This is a genomic window from Streptomyces sp. NPDC056503, assembly GCF_042794995.1.
Lineage (GTDB): Bacteria > Actinomycetota > Actinomycetes > Streptomycetales > Streptomycetaceae > Streptomyces.
The window spans coordinates 77,866-93,960 of record NZ_JBHTST010000007.1 but is presented as its reverse complement, the minus strand read 5'-3'; the positions used below and the strand labels follow the sequence as shown (position 1 = coordinate 93,960).

The 16,095-nt window shown below is 72.1% G+C and carries 15 protein-coding genes; 8 read left to right on the top strand and 7 right to left on the bottom strand.

What is annotated here, in order from left to right; all coding sequences use genetic code 11:
* Nucleotides 1-60 precede the first annotated feature (60 nt).
* Nucleotides 61-1,464, bottom strand: coding sequence for a dihydrolipoyl dehydrogenase (gene lpdA, locus ACFQ8C_RS03840; RefSeq protein WP_383451963.1), 1,404 nt, complete (start codon nt 1,462-1,464; stop codon nt 61-63).
* Between the two features lie 158 nt (nt 1,465-1,622).
* On the opposite strand from lpdA, the gene ACFQ8C_RS03835 reads away from it, so the two are divergent.
* A complete protein-coding gene (locus ACFQ8C_RS03835) occupies nt 1,623-2,339 on the top strand; it encodes a FadR/GntR family transcriptional regulator (protein WP_383451961.1) in 717 nt (238 codons plus the stop codon).
* Entirely contained in the window at nt 2,336-3,607 is a 1,272-nt protein-coding gene (locus tag ACFQ8C_RS03830; RefSeq protein WP_383451959.1) for a CynX/NimT family MFS transporter, read from the top strand. Before ACFQ8C_RS03835 ends, ACFQ8C_RS03830 begins: the two co-directional genes overlap by 4 nt.
* Nucleotides 3,608-3,646: 39 nt before the next feature.
* Here the strand turns inward: ACFQ8C_RS03830 and ACFQ8C_RS03825 are convergent, their stop codons facing one another.
* The 4 genes from ACFQ8C_RS03825 to ACFQ8C_RS03810 are packed head-to-tail and all read right to left on the bottom strand — an operon-like array spanning nt 3,647 to nt 7,155.
* Nucleotides 3,647-4,366: an ABC transporter permease gene (locus ACFQ8C_RS03825; RefSeq protein ID WP_383451957.1), complete on the bottom strand. Its 720-nt coding sequence runs from the start codon at nt 4,364-4,366 to the stop codon at nt 3,647-3,649.
* Nucleotides 4,367-4,382: 16 nt separating this feature from the next.
* The gene (locus ACFQ8C_RS03820; protein ID WP_383451955.1) at nt 4,383-5,294 is read right to left on the bottom strand and encodes an ABC transporter ATP-binding protein; all 912 of its coding nucleotides are present in this window, start codon (nt 5,292-5,294) and stop codon (nt 4,383-4,385) included.
* Nucleotides 5,291-6,193, bottom strand: a complete 903-nt coding sequence (locus ACFQ8C_RS03815; RefSeq protein ID WP_383451953.1) for an ABC transporter permease — start codon at nt 6,191-6,193, stop codon at nt 5,291-5,293. Before ACFQ8C_RS03815 ends, ACFQ8C_RS03820 begins: the two co-directional genes overlap by 4 nt.
* On the bottom strand, nt 6,190-7,155 hold the full coding sequence (locus ACFQ8C_RS03810; protein WP_383452004.1) for an ABC transporter ATP-binding protein: 966 nt from the start codon (nt 7,153-7,155) through the stop codon (nt 6,190-6,192). The genes ACFQ8C_RS03815 and ACFQ8C_RS03810 overlap by 4 nt, the downstream gene beginning before the upstream one ends.
* A gap of 251 nt (nt 7,156-7,406) precedes the next feature.
* On the opposite strand from ACFQ8C_RS03810, the gene ACFQ8C_RS03805 reads away from it, so the two are divergent.
* The 5 genes from ACFQ8C_RS03805 to ACFQ8C_RS03785 all read left to right on the top strand — a co-directional run bounded on the left by ACFQ8C_RS03805 (nt 7,407) and on the right by ACFQ8C_RS03785 (nt 12,224).
* Complete coding sequence (locus ACFQ8C_RS03805) at nt 7,407-8,252, top strand: M24 family metallopeptidase (RefSeq protein ID WP_383451951.1); 846 nt, start codon at nt 7,407-7,409, stop codon at nt 8,250-8,252.
* Nucleotides 8,252-10,051: an SDR family oxidoreductase gene (locus ACFQ8C_RS03800; protein ID WP_383451950.1), complete on the top strand. Its 1,800-nt coding sequence runs from the start codon at nt 8,252-8,254 to the stop codon at nt 10,049-10,051. Before ACFQ8C_RS03805 ends, ACFQ8C_RS03800 begins: the two co-directional genes overlap by 1 nt.
* A gap of 88 nt (nt 10,052-10,139) precedes the next feature.
* Nucleotides 10,140-11,081, top strand: a complete 942-nt coding sequence (locus tag ACFQ8C_RS03795; protein WP_383451948.1) for a MerR family transcriptional regulator — start codon at nt 10,140-10,142, stop codon at nt 11,079-11,081.
* A 96-nt stretch (nt 11,082-11,177) separates the two neighbouring features.
* Complete coding sequence (locus ACFQ8C_RS03790) at nt 11,178-11,720, top strand: RNA 2'-phosphotransferase (protein WP_383451946.1); 543 nt, start codon at nt 11,178-11,180, stop codon at nt 11,718-11,720.
* Between the two features lie 51 nt (nt 11,721-11,771).
* Nucleotides 11,772-12,224, top strand: coding sequence for a hypothetical protein (locus ACFQ8C_RS03785; protein ID WP_383451944.1), 453 nt, complete (start codon nt 11,772-11,774; stop codon nt 12,222-12,224).
* Between the two features lie 138 nt (nt 12,225-12,362).
* Here the strand turns inward: ACFQ8C_RS03785 and ACFQ8C_RS03780 are convergent, their stop codons facing one another.
* Nucleotides 12,363-13,265 carry an LLM class flavin-dependent oxidoreductase gene (locus ACFQ8C_RS03780; protein WP_383451942.1) on the bottom strand — a complete coding sequence of 301 codons (903 nt, stop codon included), beginning with the start codon at nt 13,263-13,265 and terminating at the stop codon, nt 12,363-12,365.
* Nucleotides 13,266-13,413: 148 nt separating this feature from the next.
* Between ACFQ8C_RS03780 and ACFQ8C_RS03775 the strand changes: the two genes are divergently transcribed.
* On the top strand, nt 13,414-14,280 hold the full coding sequence (locus ACFQ8C_RS03775; RefSeq protein WP_383451940.1) for a Cof-type HAD-IIB family hydrolase: 867 nt from the start codon (nt 13,414-13,416) through the stop codon (nt 14,278-14,280).
* A gap of 91 nt (nt 14,281-14,371) precedes the next feature.
* Here ACFQ8C_RS03775 and ACFQ8C_RS03770 read toward each other — a convergent pair whose 3' ends face one another.
* A complete protein-coding gene (locus ACFQ8C_RS03770) occupies nt 14,372-16,087 on the bottom strand; it encodes a GAF domain-containing sensor histidine kinase (RefSeq protein WP_383451938.1) in 1,716 nt (571 codons plus the stop codon).
* Nucleotides 16,088-16,095 lie beyond the last annotated feature (8 nt).

Sequence of the window (16,095 nt, the reverse complement as noted above, 5' to 3'; positions counted from 1 at the left end):
CGGCACTCGTCAGTGCCTATCACCTGGGACCGAGGGAAACCTATGAGACCCGGCTGAGCCTCAGAAGTTGATCATGTGGCCGCCGATGCCGTGGATCGCCTCCCGGACGGCCTCGCCCAGGGTCGGGTGGGCGTGGACGTTCCGCGCGACCTCGTGGACGGTGAGGTCCCACTGCTGGGCCAGGGTCAGCTCGGGCAGCAGCTCGGTGACGTCCGGTCCGATCAGGTGGGCGCCGATGATCTCGCCGTACTTCGCGTCGGCGACGATCTTGACGAAGCCGGTGGTGTCGCCGAGGCCGTGCGCCTTGCCGTTCGCCATGAAGGGGAACTTGGCGACCTTGACGTCGTAGCCCTTCTCGCGGGCCTGCGCCTCGGTGTAGCCGAAGCTGGCGATCTGCGGCTGGCAGTAGGTCGCGCGCGGGATCATCGCGTAGTCGAGCTCCATGGTCTCGACGCCCGCGATGGTCTCGGCGGCGATGACGCCCATGGCCTCGGCGGTGTGCGCGAGCATCAGCTTCGCGGTGACGTCGCCGATGGCGTAGATGTTCGGCACCGAGGTGCGGCTGCGGCCGTCGACGTCGATGGCGCCACGCTCGGTGAGGGCGACACCGGCGGCCTCCAGGCCGTAGCCCGTGACGTTCGGGGCGAAGCCGATGGCCTGGAGGACCTTGTCGGCCTCCAGGACCTTGCTGGCGCCGTCCTTGCCGGTGACGGTGACGCGCACCTGCGGGCCGGACTCGTCGATGGCGTCGACGCGGGTGGAGGTGAGGACGTCGATGCCGAGCTTGCGGTACTGCTTCGCCAGCTCCTTCGACACCTCCACGTCCTCCAGCGGGGCCATCCGGTCGAGGAACTCGACGATGGTGACCTTGGTGCCGTAGTTGTTCAGCACGTACGCGAACTCGATGCCGATCGCGCCGGCGCCGGCGATGATGATCGACTTCGGGGCGTCCTCGGCAAGGATCTGCTGCTCGTACGAGACGACGCGGTCGCTGAGGGCGGTGCCGGGCAGCAGGCGGGGGCTGGCGCCGGTGGCGATGATGCAGTTGTCGAAGGTGATCGTCTGCGTGGTGCCGTCGGCCTTCGCCACCTGGAGGGTGTTCGCGTCGAGGAAGGTGCCCCGGCCGTCGAACTCCGTGATGCCGTTCTTCTTCATCAGGAAGTGGACGCCCTTGACGCGGCCGTCCGCGACCATGCGGCTGCGGCGGTAGGCGTCGCCGTAGTCGAAGGTCACCGAGCCGTCGACCTTGATGCCGAAGGTCTTGGCCTCGTGGTTGAAGATGTGCGCCAGTTCGGCGTTGCGGAGCAGCGCCTTGGTGGGGATGCAGCCGATGTTCAGGCAGACACCGCCCCAGTACTTCTCCTCGACGACCGCTACCCGCTGGCCCAGCTGGGCGGCGCGGATGGCGGCGACGTAGCCGCCGGGGCCAGCTCCGAGTACGACGACGTCGAAGCGGTCTGACATGACTGACTCCCGAAGGTGATGAGGGTGTTCGGTGCACGTACGAGCCCACAGTAGTCCGGTCTCCCGGCAGCGGTCGGGGAGATCCGCCACACCTGTGGACGACTTGTAGGATGACTGGGCAACCGGGTGAATCGGCGAGGTACGGAGGTACAGGGGCGATGGCGGCACTGAGAGCGGCGGGGCGGACCTCGCTGGTGGACTCCGCGGTGGAGCAGCTGCGGGCCCAGCTCGCCGAGGGCGAGTGGTCCGTCGGCGACCGCATCCCCACCGAGCACGAGCTCGCCCAGCAGCTCGGCGTCGGCCGCAACACCGTCCGCGAGGCGATCCGGGTCCTCGTCCACTCCGGACTCCTGGAGTCCCGGCAGGGCAACGGCACCTTCGTCCGCTCCACCGCCGACCCGGCCGCCGTCCTGCGCGGGGTCCGCCACGCGGGCGCCCGGGACGTGCTGGAGCTGCGCACCGCCCTGGAGGCGGAGGCGGCCCGGCTCGCCGCCGAGCGGCGGGACACCCATGACCTGCTGCGGCTGCGGGCCGCCCTCACCACCCTGCGCGAGGAGGGCGACCGGGACGCCGACGCCGACCTCGCCTTCCACCTCGCCGTGGTCGGCGCCACCCACAACGCCGCCTTCATCGAGGTGTACCGCTTCTTCTCCACCCAGGTCCACGAGGTCCTCGTCGAGGCGCTCGGCGACCGCGCGATGCCTCCGGTCGACATCGACGCCCATGAGGCCCTGGTCGCCGCCGTCGAGGCGGGCGACGCGGACGCCGCCGAACGGCAGGCGCGCGAGCTGCTGCGGATACCGGCGGAGGCGGTCGCGACGCTGCTGGACGAGGACGCCGAGACGGCCGGGCCGGACGCCGGGGCGCGGGCATGAGGGGCACGGAGACGGGCCCCGAGCGCGTGCTGGTCGACGCCGAGGCCGAGGTGCGTCCCTCGCCCGCCGGGGCGGCCGCGCGGCGGGCACTGCTCGCCCATCCGGTGCTGCTGCTGGTCGGCATCGTGCTCGCCTCGCTCAACATGCGGGTCGCGCTGGCGAGCGTGGCGCCGCTGGTCGGCGAGATCGCCGGGAGCTTCGGCCTCTCCTCGACCGCCGGTTCCCTCATCACCTCGATCCCGGTGCTCTTCCTGGGGCTCGGCGCCCTGGTCGCCCCGTGGATCGGCCGCCGCTTCGGCACCGAGCGGACCGTCCTCGCCGCGCTACTGCTGCTCGCCGGCGGCATCCTGGTGCGCCTGCTGCCCTCGGTCCTGGCGATGTACGGCGGCGGTGTCCTCGTCGGCACCGCGATCGCCCTGCTCAACGTGCTCATGCCGGGTCTGATCAAGCGCGACTTCCCGGACCGGGCGGCCACGATGACCTCCGTCTACACGGGCGCGATGGTCGCCGGCGCCACGATCGCCGCCGCGGCTGCGGTCCCCCTGGAGGAGGCGCTCGGCGGCGGCTGGCAGGGCTCGCTCGGCTTCTGGTCGCTGCTCGCCGTCGTGGCGGCGGTGGGCTGGCTGCCCCAGGTGCTGATCGCCCGGGGCCGTACCGGGCACGAGGTACGGGCCGTCCCGGCCGCCGGCGCCGCGCCCACGCGCGTGTGGCGCTCGGCGCTCGCCTGGCAGGTGACCCTCTTCATGGGTCTGCAGTCGCTGTGGTCGTACGTGCTGATCGCCTGGATGCCGACGATCTTCACCGACCACGGGATGAGCCGCTCCCAGGCCGGTGTGGTCTTCGCCTTCAACAACCTGATCCAGATCGCCGGGGCCTTCGCGGTGCCGCTGCTCGCGGGCCGCAGGCGCGGCCAGCGCCCGCTGGTGGTGCTGGTGACGACGATGGTCGCGGCCGGTTACGCGGGGCTGCTCGTCGCCCCGGCCGAGGGCGCCTGGCTCTGGTCGGCCGTCCTCGGCATCGGCCAGGGCGGGGCCCTGGGGCTCGCCCTGACCCTGATCGTGCTGCGGACCAAGGACGCCCCGACGGCCGCCCGGCTCTCGGGGATGGCGCAGACGGTCGGCTATCTGATGGCGGCCGCCGGGCCGCTCGCGGCCGGTGCCCTGCACCAGGCGACCGGCTCCTGGACGGTGCCGATCGCGCTGGTCCTCGGGGTCTGCGCGGCGGCCGCGGGCGTCGGTCTGCTCGCCGCCCGCGACCGTACCGTCTGACGCTTCCGCCGAGGGCGACGGAGAGGCCGACGGCGGGGGCTACTCCTCGCCGGCCAGCGTCAGCGTGCGCAGCTTGCGGCCGGCGAACCAGGTGGCGCCGAGGGTGACGGCGATCAGGAGGACCGTCGCCGTCGGCAGGGCCACGTCCGAGCTGATCAGTCCGTCGCCGGTGACCTTCTCGGCGAGCGCGAGGGCCCACTGCTGGACGCTGAGGGTGCGGGCGCCGGCGATCAGGGAGCCGAAGAGCGCCTCCCAGACCAGGGCGTAGACGAGGCCGATCACCACGGCGTGCCGGCTGATCGTGCCCAGCAGCAGGAAGAGCGCGCTGTAGGCGATGGAGGCGACCAGCGCGGCGACCGTGTAGGCGACGGCCACCTGCTGCCCGTTGCCGTTCAGGATGAAGCCGGCGATCAGGGTGGGCACGGCCGAGAAGGCCATGGTCACGGCGATGGCCACGATCAGCTTGGTCATGATGATCGTCGGCCGCTTCACCGGCTTGGAGAGCAGGTAGACGATCGAGCCGTCGTCGATCTCCGGGCCGATCGCGCCGGTGCCGGCGATGACGCCGATCAGCGGGACCATCGTGGCGAGCGCGAAGCCGCCCAGGAGGTCGGCCGCGACCTGGTCGTCCGCGCCGTTGATGACGCGGACGGCCGCGGCGATGAGCAGGAGCAGACCGGGCAGGAGGAAGAGGATCGCCGCCCGGCGGCGGCCGAGGAGGGCCCGGTAGGTGAGCCGGGCGACCGTGGGGTCGTACATCGGGGTCGTGCTCCTTTCAGGCCGCGACGAGATACGAGAAGACGGATTCGAGGGACTCGTCGGAGGGCGAGACCGTCAGCAGCCGGATGCCGCGCTCCCGCGCGACCTTCGGCAGCAGCTCGGTGAACCGGCCGAAGTCGACGGCCTGGATCCGCAGCCCGCCCTCCACCGCGTCGACCTCGATGCCGGCCGTCGACGGGTCGGCGATCAGCGCGGCGGCCAGTTCCCGGTCGTCGCTGGAGCGGACCAGGTAGCGGTGCGGCCGGTCGGTCATGAGGCGGCGGATCCGGCGGAAGTCGCCGGAGGCGGCGTGCCGGCCGGCGACGATCACCTCGATGTGCGAGGCGAGCTGCTCGACCTCCTCCAGGATGTGCGAGGAGAACAGGACCGTGCGGCCCTCGGCGCCCATCCGGCGCAGCAGCTCCATGAGCTGCATCCGCTGGCGCGGGTCCATGCCGTTGAACGGCTCGTCGAGCAGGAGCACGGACGGCTCGTGGACGAGGGCCGAGGCCATCTTCACGCGCTGCCGCATGCCCTTGCTGTACGTGGCGATCTTCCGGTCCTGCGCGTACTCCATCTCCACGGTCGCCAGGGCCCGCTGGGCCTCCGCGGCACCGAGGCCCTGGAGCTCCGCGTTGGCCACCACGAACTCGCGGCCGGTGAGGAAGTCGTACATCGCCTCCCGCTCGGGGACGACGCCGATGGAGCGGTAGACCGACTCGTTGCGCCAGACGGGCTCGCCGTCCAGGGTCACACTGCCCGTGGAGGGGTCGAGGAAGCCGCCCATCATGTTGATGAGGGTGGACTTCCCGGCGCCGTTGGGGCCGAGGAGGCCGGTCACGCCGGGGCCGATCGCCATCGTGACGTCGTTGACGGCGACGACGTTGCCGAACCAGCGTGAGACGTGGTCGATGTGGAGGGTGCTCACAGTCCGACCTTCCGGTAGCGGGCCATCAGGATGCCGTAGCAGGCGGCTACGAGGCCGAGGACGGCCACCAGGTAGACCACGCCGGCTCCGGTCCCGACCGAGATCTCGCCGGGGAAGGAGGCGGGAGCGCCGAGGAAGGCGTTCTGCAGGCCGATGATGAGGGTGAGGGGGGAGAAGAGGCCGAGCCAGGCGATGGCGTCGGTGTTCTCGGTGGCGTAGGAGATCCCCTGGAGGGTGGAGACCGCGCCGTAGGAGATGGTGAGGACGGCGATCACGGCGGCGACGCCGAAGCCGCGGCGCGGGGTGAGCGCGGCCATGACCAGGCCGACGCCGGCGAAGAGCACCGACAGGACCGCGACGGAGACGAGGCCCTGGCCGAACAGTTTGGCCTGCTCGGCGAAGTCCATCTTGGCCAGCATCGAACCGATCCACAGGATCAGCAGCGGGGTGGCGGTGAGGACGAAGAGCGCCGACGCCATCGCCCCGTACTTGGCGAGCACGTAGTCGACCCGCTCGATGGGGCGGGAGAAGTACAGCGGGACCGTCCGGAACCTCAGGTCGCGGGAGACCGACTGCGGGGCCTGGGAGGCCAGGAAGACGGCGATGACGAGCTGGAGGAGGACCGCGTACTGGGTGTACTCCACGAAGAGCTTGTCGGCCTTGGTGTACACCGCGATCGCGACGATGATCAGCGCCGGAACGCACATCACCGCGAAGAGCAGCATCGGCAGCACCTTCGACTTGGCGCTCCGGCCCAGGCCGTACGCCCCCCGCAGGGACTGCGAGAAGAGCGAGCGGCGGGCGTAGGAGCGGCCGAGCCGGGGTCCGTCGTAGGACCGGTACCCGATGTTGTGGATCCGGGTGGTGTCGGGGGCGGCCCCGGGGGCGGGGGTGCTCATCGGGCCTTGACCTCCTCGTGCTGCGCGGCTGCCTCGGGACGGAAGACCTCGGCGATGTGGTGGCGGCGCTGCTCCATGCGGACCAGGCCGAGTCCGAGGCCGGCGACGGTGTCGCGTACCAGGTCGTACGTCTCCTCCCCCGGGGCCTCCAGGAGGAGGATGTGGCCGGCGCCGGGCAGGCCGTCCTCCACGCCCGCGTGGAGGGTGACGCCGGCCGCGGTGAGGGCCGCGCGCAGGGCGTCGGTGCCGTCCGGGTGGGCGTCGGAGTCGGTGACCTCGACCGCCAGGGTCGTGGTGGTGCGGGTGAAGTCGCTGGTGGAGCTGGACCGCAGCAGTTTGCCGCCGTCGATGACGACGACGTGGTCGCAGGTCCGCTCCAGCTCGCCGAGGAGGTGGGAGGTGACGAGCACCGAGATGCCGAAGTCGGTCCAGACCCGGCGGATCAGGCCGAGCATCTCGTCCCGGCCGACCGGGTCGAGGCCGTTGGTCGGCTCGTCGAGGAGAACCAGCTTGGGGTCGTGGACCAGGGCCTGGGCCAGCTTCACCCGCTGCTTCATGCCGGTCGAGTAACCGCCGATGGGGCGGTAGCGCTCCTCGTACAGACCGACGTGGCGCAGGGTGTCGGCGGTGCGCTCGCGGGCGGCGGTCGGCGGCAGGCCGGACATCCGCGCCATGTGGACGACGAACTCGGTGGCCGAGACGTCCGGCGGGAGGCAGTCGTGCTCGGGCATGTACCCGACGCGCTCGCGGATCTCGGGGCCGTGCGTCGAGACGTCGAGACCCAGGACCTCGACGCGGCCCTCCGTGGCGGGGGAGAGACCGAGCAGGATCTTGATCATCGTGGACTTGCCGGCTCCGTTGGCACCCACCAGTCCGGTCACGCCGGGCCCGATGTCCAGGGAGAGCCGGTCGAGAGCGGTCACCCGGGGGAACCGCTTGCTGAGGCTTTCGGTGGCGATCACAGTCACGTTTCGAAGGTAGTGGCGAGCGCCACAGCCGTCGTCAGCCCTACGGCTCGATCCCTCTCCGACTTCGGGAGTACGGACCCTGAGGGGAGGTCGCGACGAAAGTCGTTCGGTTCCGGTCCGCGGGGAGTTTTCCACAGGGGCTCGTGCACACCCCTTGACGTAGCCGCCGGGCATTGTCACATTCATCGGTGTCAAGTTACGGACGCGTAGTGCGACCGTACGCTCACACCGGGACGGCGGGTGGCATGACCTCAGCAGTGGCAAGCGAACTGACCGCGGAACTGCGGGGGTTCAGGGAAGTACAGCAGCTCTCCTACGCCTGCGCGGAAGCGGTCGCGGCACAGCTCAGGCCGGGCGTGACCGAGCGCGAGGCGGCGCGCATGCAGCGCGAGTGGCTGTACGAGCGCGGTGTGAAGGACTGGTTCCACCGCCCCTTCGCCTGGTTCGGGGACCGCACCGCCTTCGTCGACTTCAGGATCCCGCTGCAGTTCTTCCCCACCGACAAGCGCCTGGAGGCGGGGATGCCCTTCATCCTCGACATGGCGCCCGTCTACAAGGGGTACACGGCCGACATCGGCTACAGCGGCTGCCTCGGGCTCAACCCGCTGCACGACAGGCTCCTCGCCGATCTGCGCGAGCACCGCGAGCTGATCCTCCGCGAGGTGCGCGAGCGCCGCAGCCTGCGCGAGATATACGAGGACGTGGACCGGCTCATGGTCCGCCAGGGGTACGCCAACCGGCACCGGGCCTACCCCTTCGGCGTGATCGCCCACAAGATCGACCGGGTGAGGGAGCGGCGCTTCGCGCCCACCCTGTTCGGCTTCGGCACCCAGTCCCTCAAGGGCCTGCTGGGCGACGCCGTGCACGGCCACCGGGACGGCTGGTCGCCGCTGTGGTCCCCTTACAAGTTCTCCGACCACCCGCCCACGCCGGGCCTCTGGGCGGTCGAGCCGCACCTCGGATTCCGGGGGACGGGTGCGAAGTTCGAGGAGATCCTGGTCGTCACCGACTCCAGGGACCCCGAGCAGAGCGCGTTCTGGCTGGACGACGACCTGCCGCACGTGCGGCGGTGGAACGAAGGAGCGGTGTGATGGCGGGCGCGGGACTGAAGGGGGCGCGGGAGCGCCGGGTCCGGACGGGCGGGATCGAGCTGTGCGTCGCCGAGCTCGGCGACGCCGACCGGCCGACGGTACTGCTCGTGCACGGTTACCCGGACTCGAAGGAGGTCTGGTCCGAGGTCGCGGTGCGGCTCGCCGAGGAGTTCCACGTCGTGCTGTACGACGTGCGGGGCCATGGGCGTTCGACGGCGCCGGTGCCGCTGCGCGGCGGGTTCACCCTGGAGAAGCTGACCGACGACTTCCTGGCCGTCGCCGACGCGGTCAGTCCGGACCGGCCGGTCCACCTCGTCGGACACGACTGGGGTTCGGTGCAGTCGTGGGAGTTCGTCACCGTGCCCCGCACCGAGGGGCGGATCGCCTCCTTCACCTCCATGTCGGGCCCCTCGCTCGACCACTTCGGGCACTGGATCAAGAGCCGGATGGCCCGCCCCACCCCGCGCCGGGTCGGACAGCTCCTCGGCCAGGGCGCCAAGTCCTGGTACGTGTACATGCTGCACACCCCGGTCCTGCCGGAGCTCGCCTGGCGCGGCCCCCTCGGCAAGCGCTGGCCGAAGCTGCTGGAGCGGATGGAGAAGGTCCCGGCCGGCGACTACCCGACGCCCTCGCTGCCCGGCGACGCGGCCACCGGCGCCTGGCTCTACCGGGACAACGTCCGGGCCCGCCTCTCCCGGCCCCGTCCCGACGCCTTCGCCCACGCGCCCGTGCAGCTGATCACCCCGACCGGGGACGCCTTCCTCTCCGAGCGGCTCTACGACGACCTGGGCACCTGGGTGCCGGAGCTCACCCGGCGCACCCTGCCGGCGAAGCACTGGGTGCCGCGCACCCGCCCCGACCGGCTGGCCGCGTGGATCACGGACTTCGTCCGCACCCACGAGGAGCCGGAGACGCGGGCTCCGCGGCCGGTGGCGGAGTCGACGGCGAAGAGCGGCGTGAAGCCGGAGTACGCGGAGCGGTTCGGCGGCCAGCTGGTGCTGGTCACCGGTGCCGCCAGCGGCATCGGACGGGCCACCGCCTTCGCCTTCGCGGAGGCCGGGGCCCGGGTCGTCGCGGTCGACCGGGACGCCGAGGGCGCGGCCCGGACGGCCGAGATGGCACGGCTGATCGGCGCCCCGGAGGCGTGGGGCGAGGCGGTGGACGTCTCCGACGAGCAGGCGATGGAGAAGCTGGCCGTCAAGGTGGCCGAGGAGTACGGGATCGTCGACGTCCTCGTCAACAACGCGGGGATCGGCCTCACCGGCTCCTTCTTCGAGACCACGAGTGAGGAGTGGAAGCGGGTCCTGGACGTCAACCTGTGGGGCGTGATCCACGGGTGCCGGATATTCGGGGCGCAGATGGCGGCCCGCGGCCAGGGCGGCCACATCGTCAACACCGCCTCGGCGGCGGCCTTCCAGCCCTCGCGGGCGCTTCCGGCGTACAGCACCTCGAAGGCCGCGGTGCTGATGCTCAGCGAGTGCCTGCGGGCCGAACTGGCGGACCGCTCCATCGGGGTGAGCGCGATCTGTCCCGGGATCGTCAACACCAACATCACCGCGACCGCCCGCTTCGCCGGGGTCACGGACGCGGCGGAGGAGAAGCGCCGGCAGCAGAAGGCCTCGCGGCTGTACGGGCTGCGGAACTACCCGCCCGAGAAGGTCGCGGACGCGATCCTGGGAGCGGTGCTGCACGACCGGGCGGTCGTGCCGGTCACCCCGGAGGCACGGGGCGCCCACGCCCTGTCCCGGCTGGCCCCGGGCGCGCTGCGCGCTCTGGCCCGCTGGCAGCCGCCGGCGTAACGGCGGGGAGCCGGGACGGGCGGGCGGTCGTACGATCCCTCGCAGGAGGGCCCCGCGCGGGGTGGAGCGATCGGTCGGTGGGAGCGGGATGTCCGAGCAGTCAGCAGTGCGAGTGGAGTACCGGATCGAGGACCTCGCCCATCACAGCGGGGCCACGGTCCGGACCATCCGCGCCTACCAGGACCGCGGCCTGCTGCCCCGCCCGGAGCGGCGGGGCAGGTCGAACGTGTACGGGGACAGCCATCTGGCCCGGCTGCACCAGATCGCCGACCTCCTCGACCGGGGCTACACGCTGGCCTCGATCAAGGAGCTCCTCGACGCCTGGGACACCGGTCGGGGGCTCGGCGGGGTGCTCGGGCTCGTCGCGGAGGTCGAGGGGCCGTGGACGGACGAGGAGGCGGCCCGGATCACCCGCGCGGAGCTCGACGCCCGGTTCGGCGGCGCCCCGGACGAGGACGCCGTCCGGGAGGCGGTCGAGCTCGGCGTCCTGGAGCGGCTCCCGGACCGGGAGGCCGAGGAGTATCTGGTTCCCAGCCCCCAAGAGCTGGCGGTGGCGGTGGAGTTGTACGCGGCGGGGGTACCGCTGTCCGCGATCACCGGTCATCTCAGGGAACTTCGGGAGCAGGTCGAGCACATAGCGGTCCGCTTCCTGGAGTTCACCACCGAGCACGTCTTCGCCCGCTATCTGGAGCACCGGCCGCCGACGGACTCGGACGCGGCCGAGGCGGCGACGATGGTCCGGCGGCTCCGTCCGCTCGCGCAGCAGACGGTGGACGCGGAACTGGCCAGGGCCATGCGGATCCTGGCGACCCGTCATCTCCAGATCCACCTGTCGCCCGAGGGCCCGTCGCCGAGGGGCGACGAGCCGCGCCAGGTGCAGATACCGGCGGACACGATCAGGGCCGTACAGGCGCTGGTCGGCCCGGAGGCCGTCGCGGAGTTCCTGACGGCGGCGGCGGAACGCGAGGTCAACAAAAGGACATTGGACGCATTGACGCTAAATGCCCCCAATTCCCCCACGGTTCGATAAACCATTTGATTCTTCGGGGCAGTTGTCCACAGAATCCTCAACTGATCTGTGGATAACCCATGTTGGCTGTGGACCAAACCTGAACGGGGAAGAACGATGGACGAACGTCGTACGGTGCGGGTGTCGAAGTACCTCTCGAAGCATCTGCGGCACCAGCCCGAGCGGATCGGCCTCGTCCTGGACGCGCACGGATGGACCGAGATCGACGCCCTGCTCGGCGCCGCGGCCGCCCACGGCTTCCCGATCAGCCGCGCGGAGCTGGACCACGTGGTCGCCTCCAACGACAAGAAGCGGTTCGCCGTCGAGGGCACCCGGATCCGGGCCAGCCAGGGCCACACGATCGGCGTCGACCTGGACCTGCCGGCCGCCGAACCGCCCGCGTACCTCTACCACGGCACCGTCGGCGACCGGCTGCCCGCGATCCGGGCGGAGGGGCTGCGGCCCATGGCCCGCCACGACGTGCACCTCTCCCCCGACCGCGAGACGGCGACCCGGGTCGGGGCGCGGCGGGGCCGGCCGGTGGTGCTGAGCGTGGACGCGGGGGCGATGCACCGGGCGGGACACGAGTTCCGGGTCAGCGCCAACGGGGTCTGGCTGACGGCGGCGGTACCGGCGGAGTTCATCCGCTTCCCCGGCTGAGCGGGAGACCGCCCTCCGGGGCCGCCCCGCGCGCTGGGGCATGATCGGGTCATGCCGCACCCGCATCTGCCCAGCACCCAGGCCGCCGTCGAGGCTGTTCGCGCGCTCGCCCAGGAGTTCCACCTGGAGATCACGGTCACCGACGACATCGGAACGGACCAGACCTCCCGCCGTACCTCCGCCGACGCCTTCGGCGTGCTCGACGAGGACGGCTCGCTGCCGCACGAGGCCTTCGTCGAACTCGGCGGCTCGCCGCACGTCGCCGTACGGCTCTACCCGGAGGACGACGCCAGGATCACGGTGGACGGCGTCGAGTTCGACGACGTGCCGAGGGACGCCGTCCCCGGCTTCGTGCGGGCGGTCCACACCGGCCTGGCGCATGTGAAGGGACGGTTCTTCCCGCCCGGCCAGTGGCTGATCGTCCCGGTGCCCGGCGGGCAGACCTACAAGGAGCTCATCCCGATGATGGCGCTCACGCCGTGGCTGAGCGGCCGCGTCCGCTGACCGGGCCGGCGGACACGGGACCACCCGCGATCAGCCGCACGCCGGCGGCCGGCCCCCCACCGACCGGCCCCACGTAGGTCGGCCCCACATGGGCCGGCCCCACATGGGCCGGCCCCACGTAGGCCGACCGGGCGCCGATCAGCCGAGGCGGGCCAGGGCCTCCGTCGCGATGGACTCGAAGACGGCCTGGTCGGCGGCGAAGACCGAGTCCTGGATCGGCCAGTGGATCACGATCTCGGTGAAGCCGAGTTCGCGGTGGGTGCCGGCGAAGTCCACGAAGCCCTCCAGGGAGGAGAGCACCGCGTTCTTCTCCGGGGTGAAGCTGGTGAGCAGCACCTTGTCCAACTCCGCCGCGTCCCGGCCGATCTCCGCGCACGCCTTGCCGAGCCGCTCGACCTGACCGCGCAGGGCCTCCACCGACTGGGCCGCCGTGCCCGACTCGTACAGCTTGGGGTCGCCGGTCGTCACCCACGCCTGCCCGTGCCGGGCGGCGAGCCGCATGCCGCGCGGCCCGGTCGCGGCCACCGCGAAGGGCAGCCGGGGGCGCTGCGCACAGCCCGGGATGTTGCGCGCCTCGTCGGCCGAATAGAACGTGCCGCTCTCCGTCACCGCGTCCTCGGTGAGCAGCCGGTCGAGCAGCGGGACGAACTCCGCGAAGCGGTCGGCCCGTTCCTTCGGCGTCCACGGCTCCTGACCGAGCGCGGTGGCGTCGAAGCCGTTGCCGCCGGCGCCGATGCCGAGGGTGACCCGGCCGCCGGAGATGTCGTCGAGCGAGATCAGCTCCTTGGCCAGGGTCACCGGGTGCCGGAAGTTGGGCGAGGTGACGAGGGTGCCCAGGCGCAGCCGGTCCGTGACGGTCGCGGCGGCGGTGAGGGTCGGCAGGGCGCCGAACCACGGACCGTCCCGGAAGCTGCGCCAGGACAGGTGGTCATAGGTGTACGCGGCGTGGAAGCCGAGTTCCTCGGCGCGCTGCCAGGTGGCGCGGCCGCCCTCGTGCCAGCGGTCGACAGGCAGGATCACGGTGCTCAGGCGCAGACTCATGCCCCGAGCGTACGTCCACCACCACCGGACGGCCCCCGCCCCAGGACCCCGGACGGCGCTCGCCGCACTCCGCCGCGCCCTGACGACGTGCCCACTCAAATGTGCGGTGACCCGCACGACCGTGCGCCGGGTGCGGCACCATAAGGAGGTGACCTCTCCCCGCCCCTCCTCCCGGCCCGCCGCCCGTCTCGTCGCCACCGACCTCGACGGCACCCTCCTGCGCGACGACAAGTCCGTCTCCGAGCGGACCGTCGCCGCCCTCGCCGCGGCCGAGCGGGCGGGGATCGAGGTCTTCTTCGTCACCGGCCGCCCGGCCCGCTGGATGGACGTGGTCAGCGCCCACGTCCACGGCCACGGCCTCGCCATCTGCGCCAACGGCGCGGCCGTCGTGGACCTGCACGCGGGCGGCACCTTCCAGCAGGTCCGCCCGCTGGCCCGGCCCGTCGCCCTCGACGTCGTACGGACCCTGCGGGCCGCCGCCCCCGGCACCAGCTTCGCCGTCGAGATGACCACCGGCATCCACTACGAGCCGCTGTACCCGCCCTTCTTCCTCGACCCCGGCGCCACCGTCGCCACCGCCGAGAAGCTGCTGTACGAGGAGGCGCCCGGCGCCGCCGCGCCCGTCCTCAAGCTGCTCGCCCAGCACCCCGAGCTCGACCCCGACGTCTTCCTCGCGACGGCCCGCGAGGCCGCCGGCGACCTGGCCTCCTTCACCCGCTCCAGCCCCACCGCGCTCATCGAGGTCAGCGCCCTCGGCGTCTCCAAGGCCTCGACGCTCGCCCTCTGCTGTGAGCAGCGGGGGATCTCGGCGGACGAGGTGGTGGCCTTCGGGGACATGCCGAACGACATCGAGATGCTGAGCTGGGCCGGCCGCTCGTACGCGATGGGCAACGCCCACCCCGACGTCGTCGCCGCCGCCTCGGGCCGCACGGTCGGCAACAACGACGACGGCGTCGCCGTCGTCATCGAACAGCTCGTCGCCGAGGCCGCGGAGGCGAACAGCCGCCAGGTGTAGCGGTCCCGAGGGGCGACGACGCGCGGGACCGCTACGGCCAGGCCGTCTCCCTCGGATCGGAGACGGCCTGGAGCGGCGGATCGGAGACGGCCTAGAGCGGCGCCTCCCAGACCACCGACGTACCGCCGCCGTCCTCGGCGAGGCCCTGACCGCACCAGCTCGCGCCGCCGAGGGACTCGGCGCGGCGGGCGAGGTTGCGCAGACCGCTGCGGCGGCCCCCCTCGGGCATGCCGACACCGTCGTCCGCGACCGTGAGCCGCACCCCGGGAGAACCGTCCGGCAGGGTCACGTTCGCGTCGACGACGACCTCGATGCGGCTCGCCGAGGCGTGCCGGAAGGCGTTGGAGAGCGCCTCGCGGAGCGCGGCGATCAGGTTCTTGCCGGTCAGCTCGCCGACGGTGGAGTCGATGGCGCCGAGGAAGCGGTGCGCGGGCTTGAAGCCCAACGGCACCGCCGCCATGTTGATCTCCCGCAGCACGCGCGTGCGCAGCCCCGACGGCGCCTCCGCCGGGCCCTGCTGGAGCGCGAAGATCGCCGTACGGATCTCCTGGATGGTCACGTCCAGCTCGTCCACGGCCTTGCCGACGCCCTCCTGGACGGCCGGCACGATCGCCTTCCGCTGGGCGCTCTCCAGCATCATCCCGGTGGCGAAGAGGCGCTGGATGACGAGGTCGTGCAGGTCGCGGGCGATCCGGTCGCGGTCCTCGAAGACCGCGAGCCGCTCCCGGTCGCGCTGCGCCTCGGCCATCATCAGCGCGAGCGCGGCCTGCGAGGCGAACTGGGTGGCGAGGGTCCGCTCGGCCTCCGAGAAGGGGCGGGAACCCCGGGCGCGGGGCATCGCGAGCGCGCCCAGGATCCGGCCGCCGCTCTGCAGCGGCAGCAGCATGCTCGGCCCGTAGGAGGAGGTCAGGTGGCTGATCATGCGCGGGTCGGTGGAGGCGTCCTGGACGAAGACCGCCTCGCCGTCCAGGAGCAGTTCCACGACCTGGCTCTCCGGCGGGATCACCACGCCGAGGGACTTCGTGGGGCGGTTGGAGGAGACGGCGACGATCTCCAGGCCGCCCTCCTCGGCCGGCAGCAGCACGATCCCGGCGTCCGCGTCGGCGAGCCGCCGGGCCTGTTCGGCGACGACGGCGAGGGCGTCGTCGGCGTCGCCGCCGGAGAGCAGGGCGGTGGTGACGGCGACCGAGCCGTCGATCCACCGCTCGCGCTGGCGCGCGGCCTCGTAGAGGCGGGCGTTGCCGATGGCGATGCCCGCCTCGGTGGCCAGGACCCGGACCATGTGCTCGTCGTAGTCGTTGAACTCCTCGCCGCTCCGCTTCTCGGCGAGGTAGAGGTTGCCGAAGATCTCGCCCTGGACGCGGATGGGGACGCCGAGGAAGCTCCGCATGACCGGGTGGCCGGGCGGGAAGCCGGCCGAGCGCGGGTCGGAGGAGAGGTCGGCGAGCCTGATCGTCCGGGGATCGCGGATGAGCGCGCCGAGCAGCCCCGCGTGCCCGTCGGGACGGTGGCCGATGCGCCGGGCGACGTCCTCGCCGACGCCGTACGTGACGAAGTCGGAGAGGCCCTTGCCCTCCTCGTCGACGACCCCGATCGCCGCGTAGCGGGCGCCGGCCAGCTCGGCGGCGGTCTCGCAGATCCGGTCGAGGGTGGTGTGGAGTTCGAGGCCGGTGCCCACCGACCGCATCGCTTCGAGCAGCTGCGGCACGCGGGCGGTCAGCTCCGTGGAGAGCCCCTGGAGGCTGCGTGTGGCCTCGGTGGCGGCGACCAGGGGATCCGGGGAATCGGGCGTGGCGGCGGCGGTCATGAGCCTGA

Coding starts and splice junctions, on each gene's coding strand:
- lpdA (WP_383451963.1), bottom strand. CDS start 1,464: ATGTCAGACCGCTTCGACGTCGTCGTACTCGGAGCTGGCCCCGGCGGC.
- ACFQ8C_RS03835 (WP_383451961.1), top strand. CDS start 1,623: ATGGCGGCACTGAGAGCGGCGGGGCGGACCTCGCTGGTGGACTCCGCG.
- ACFQ8C_RS03830 (WP_383451959.1), top strand. CDS start 2,336: ATGAGGGGCACGGAGACGGGCCCCGAGCGCGTGCTGGTCGACGCCGAG.
- ACFQ8C_RS03825 (WP_383451957.1), bottom strand. CDS start 4,366: ATGTACGACCCCACGGTCGCCCGGCTCACCTACCGGGCCCTCCTCGGC.
- ACFQ8C_RS03815 (WP_383451953.1), bottom strand. CDS start 6,193: ATGAGCACCCCCGCCCCCGGGGCCGCCCCCGACACCACCCGGATCCAC.
- ACFQ8C_RS03805 (WP_383451951.1), top strand. CDS start 7,407: ATGACCTCAGCAGTGGCAAGCGAACTGACCGCGGAACTGCGGGGGTTC.
- ACFQ8C_RS03800 (WP_383451950.1), top strand. CDS start 8,252: ATGGCGGGCGCGGGACTGAAGGGGGCGCGGGAGCGCCGGGTCCGGACG.
- ACFQ8C_RS03795 (WP_383451948.1), top strand. CDS start 10,140: ATGTCCGAGCAGTCAGCAGTGCGAGTGGAGTACCGGATCGAGGACCTC.
- ACFQ8C_RS03790 (WP_383451946.1), top strand. CDS start 11,178: ATGGACGAACGTCGTACGGTGCGGGTGTCGAAGTACCTCTCGAAGCAT.
- ACFQ8C_RS03785 (WP_383451944.1), top strand. CDS start 11,772: ATGCCGCACCCGCATCTGCCCAGCACCCAGGCCGCCGTCGAGGCTGTT.
- ACFQ8C_RS03780 (WP_383451942.1), bottom strand. CDS start 13,265: ATGAGTCTGCGCCTGAGCACCGTGATCCTGCCTGTCGACCGCTGGCAC.
- ACFQ8C_RS03770 (WP_383451938.1), bottom strand. CDS start 16,087: ATGACCGCCGCCGCCACGCCCGATTCCCCGGATCCCCTGGTCGCCGCC.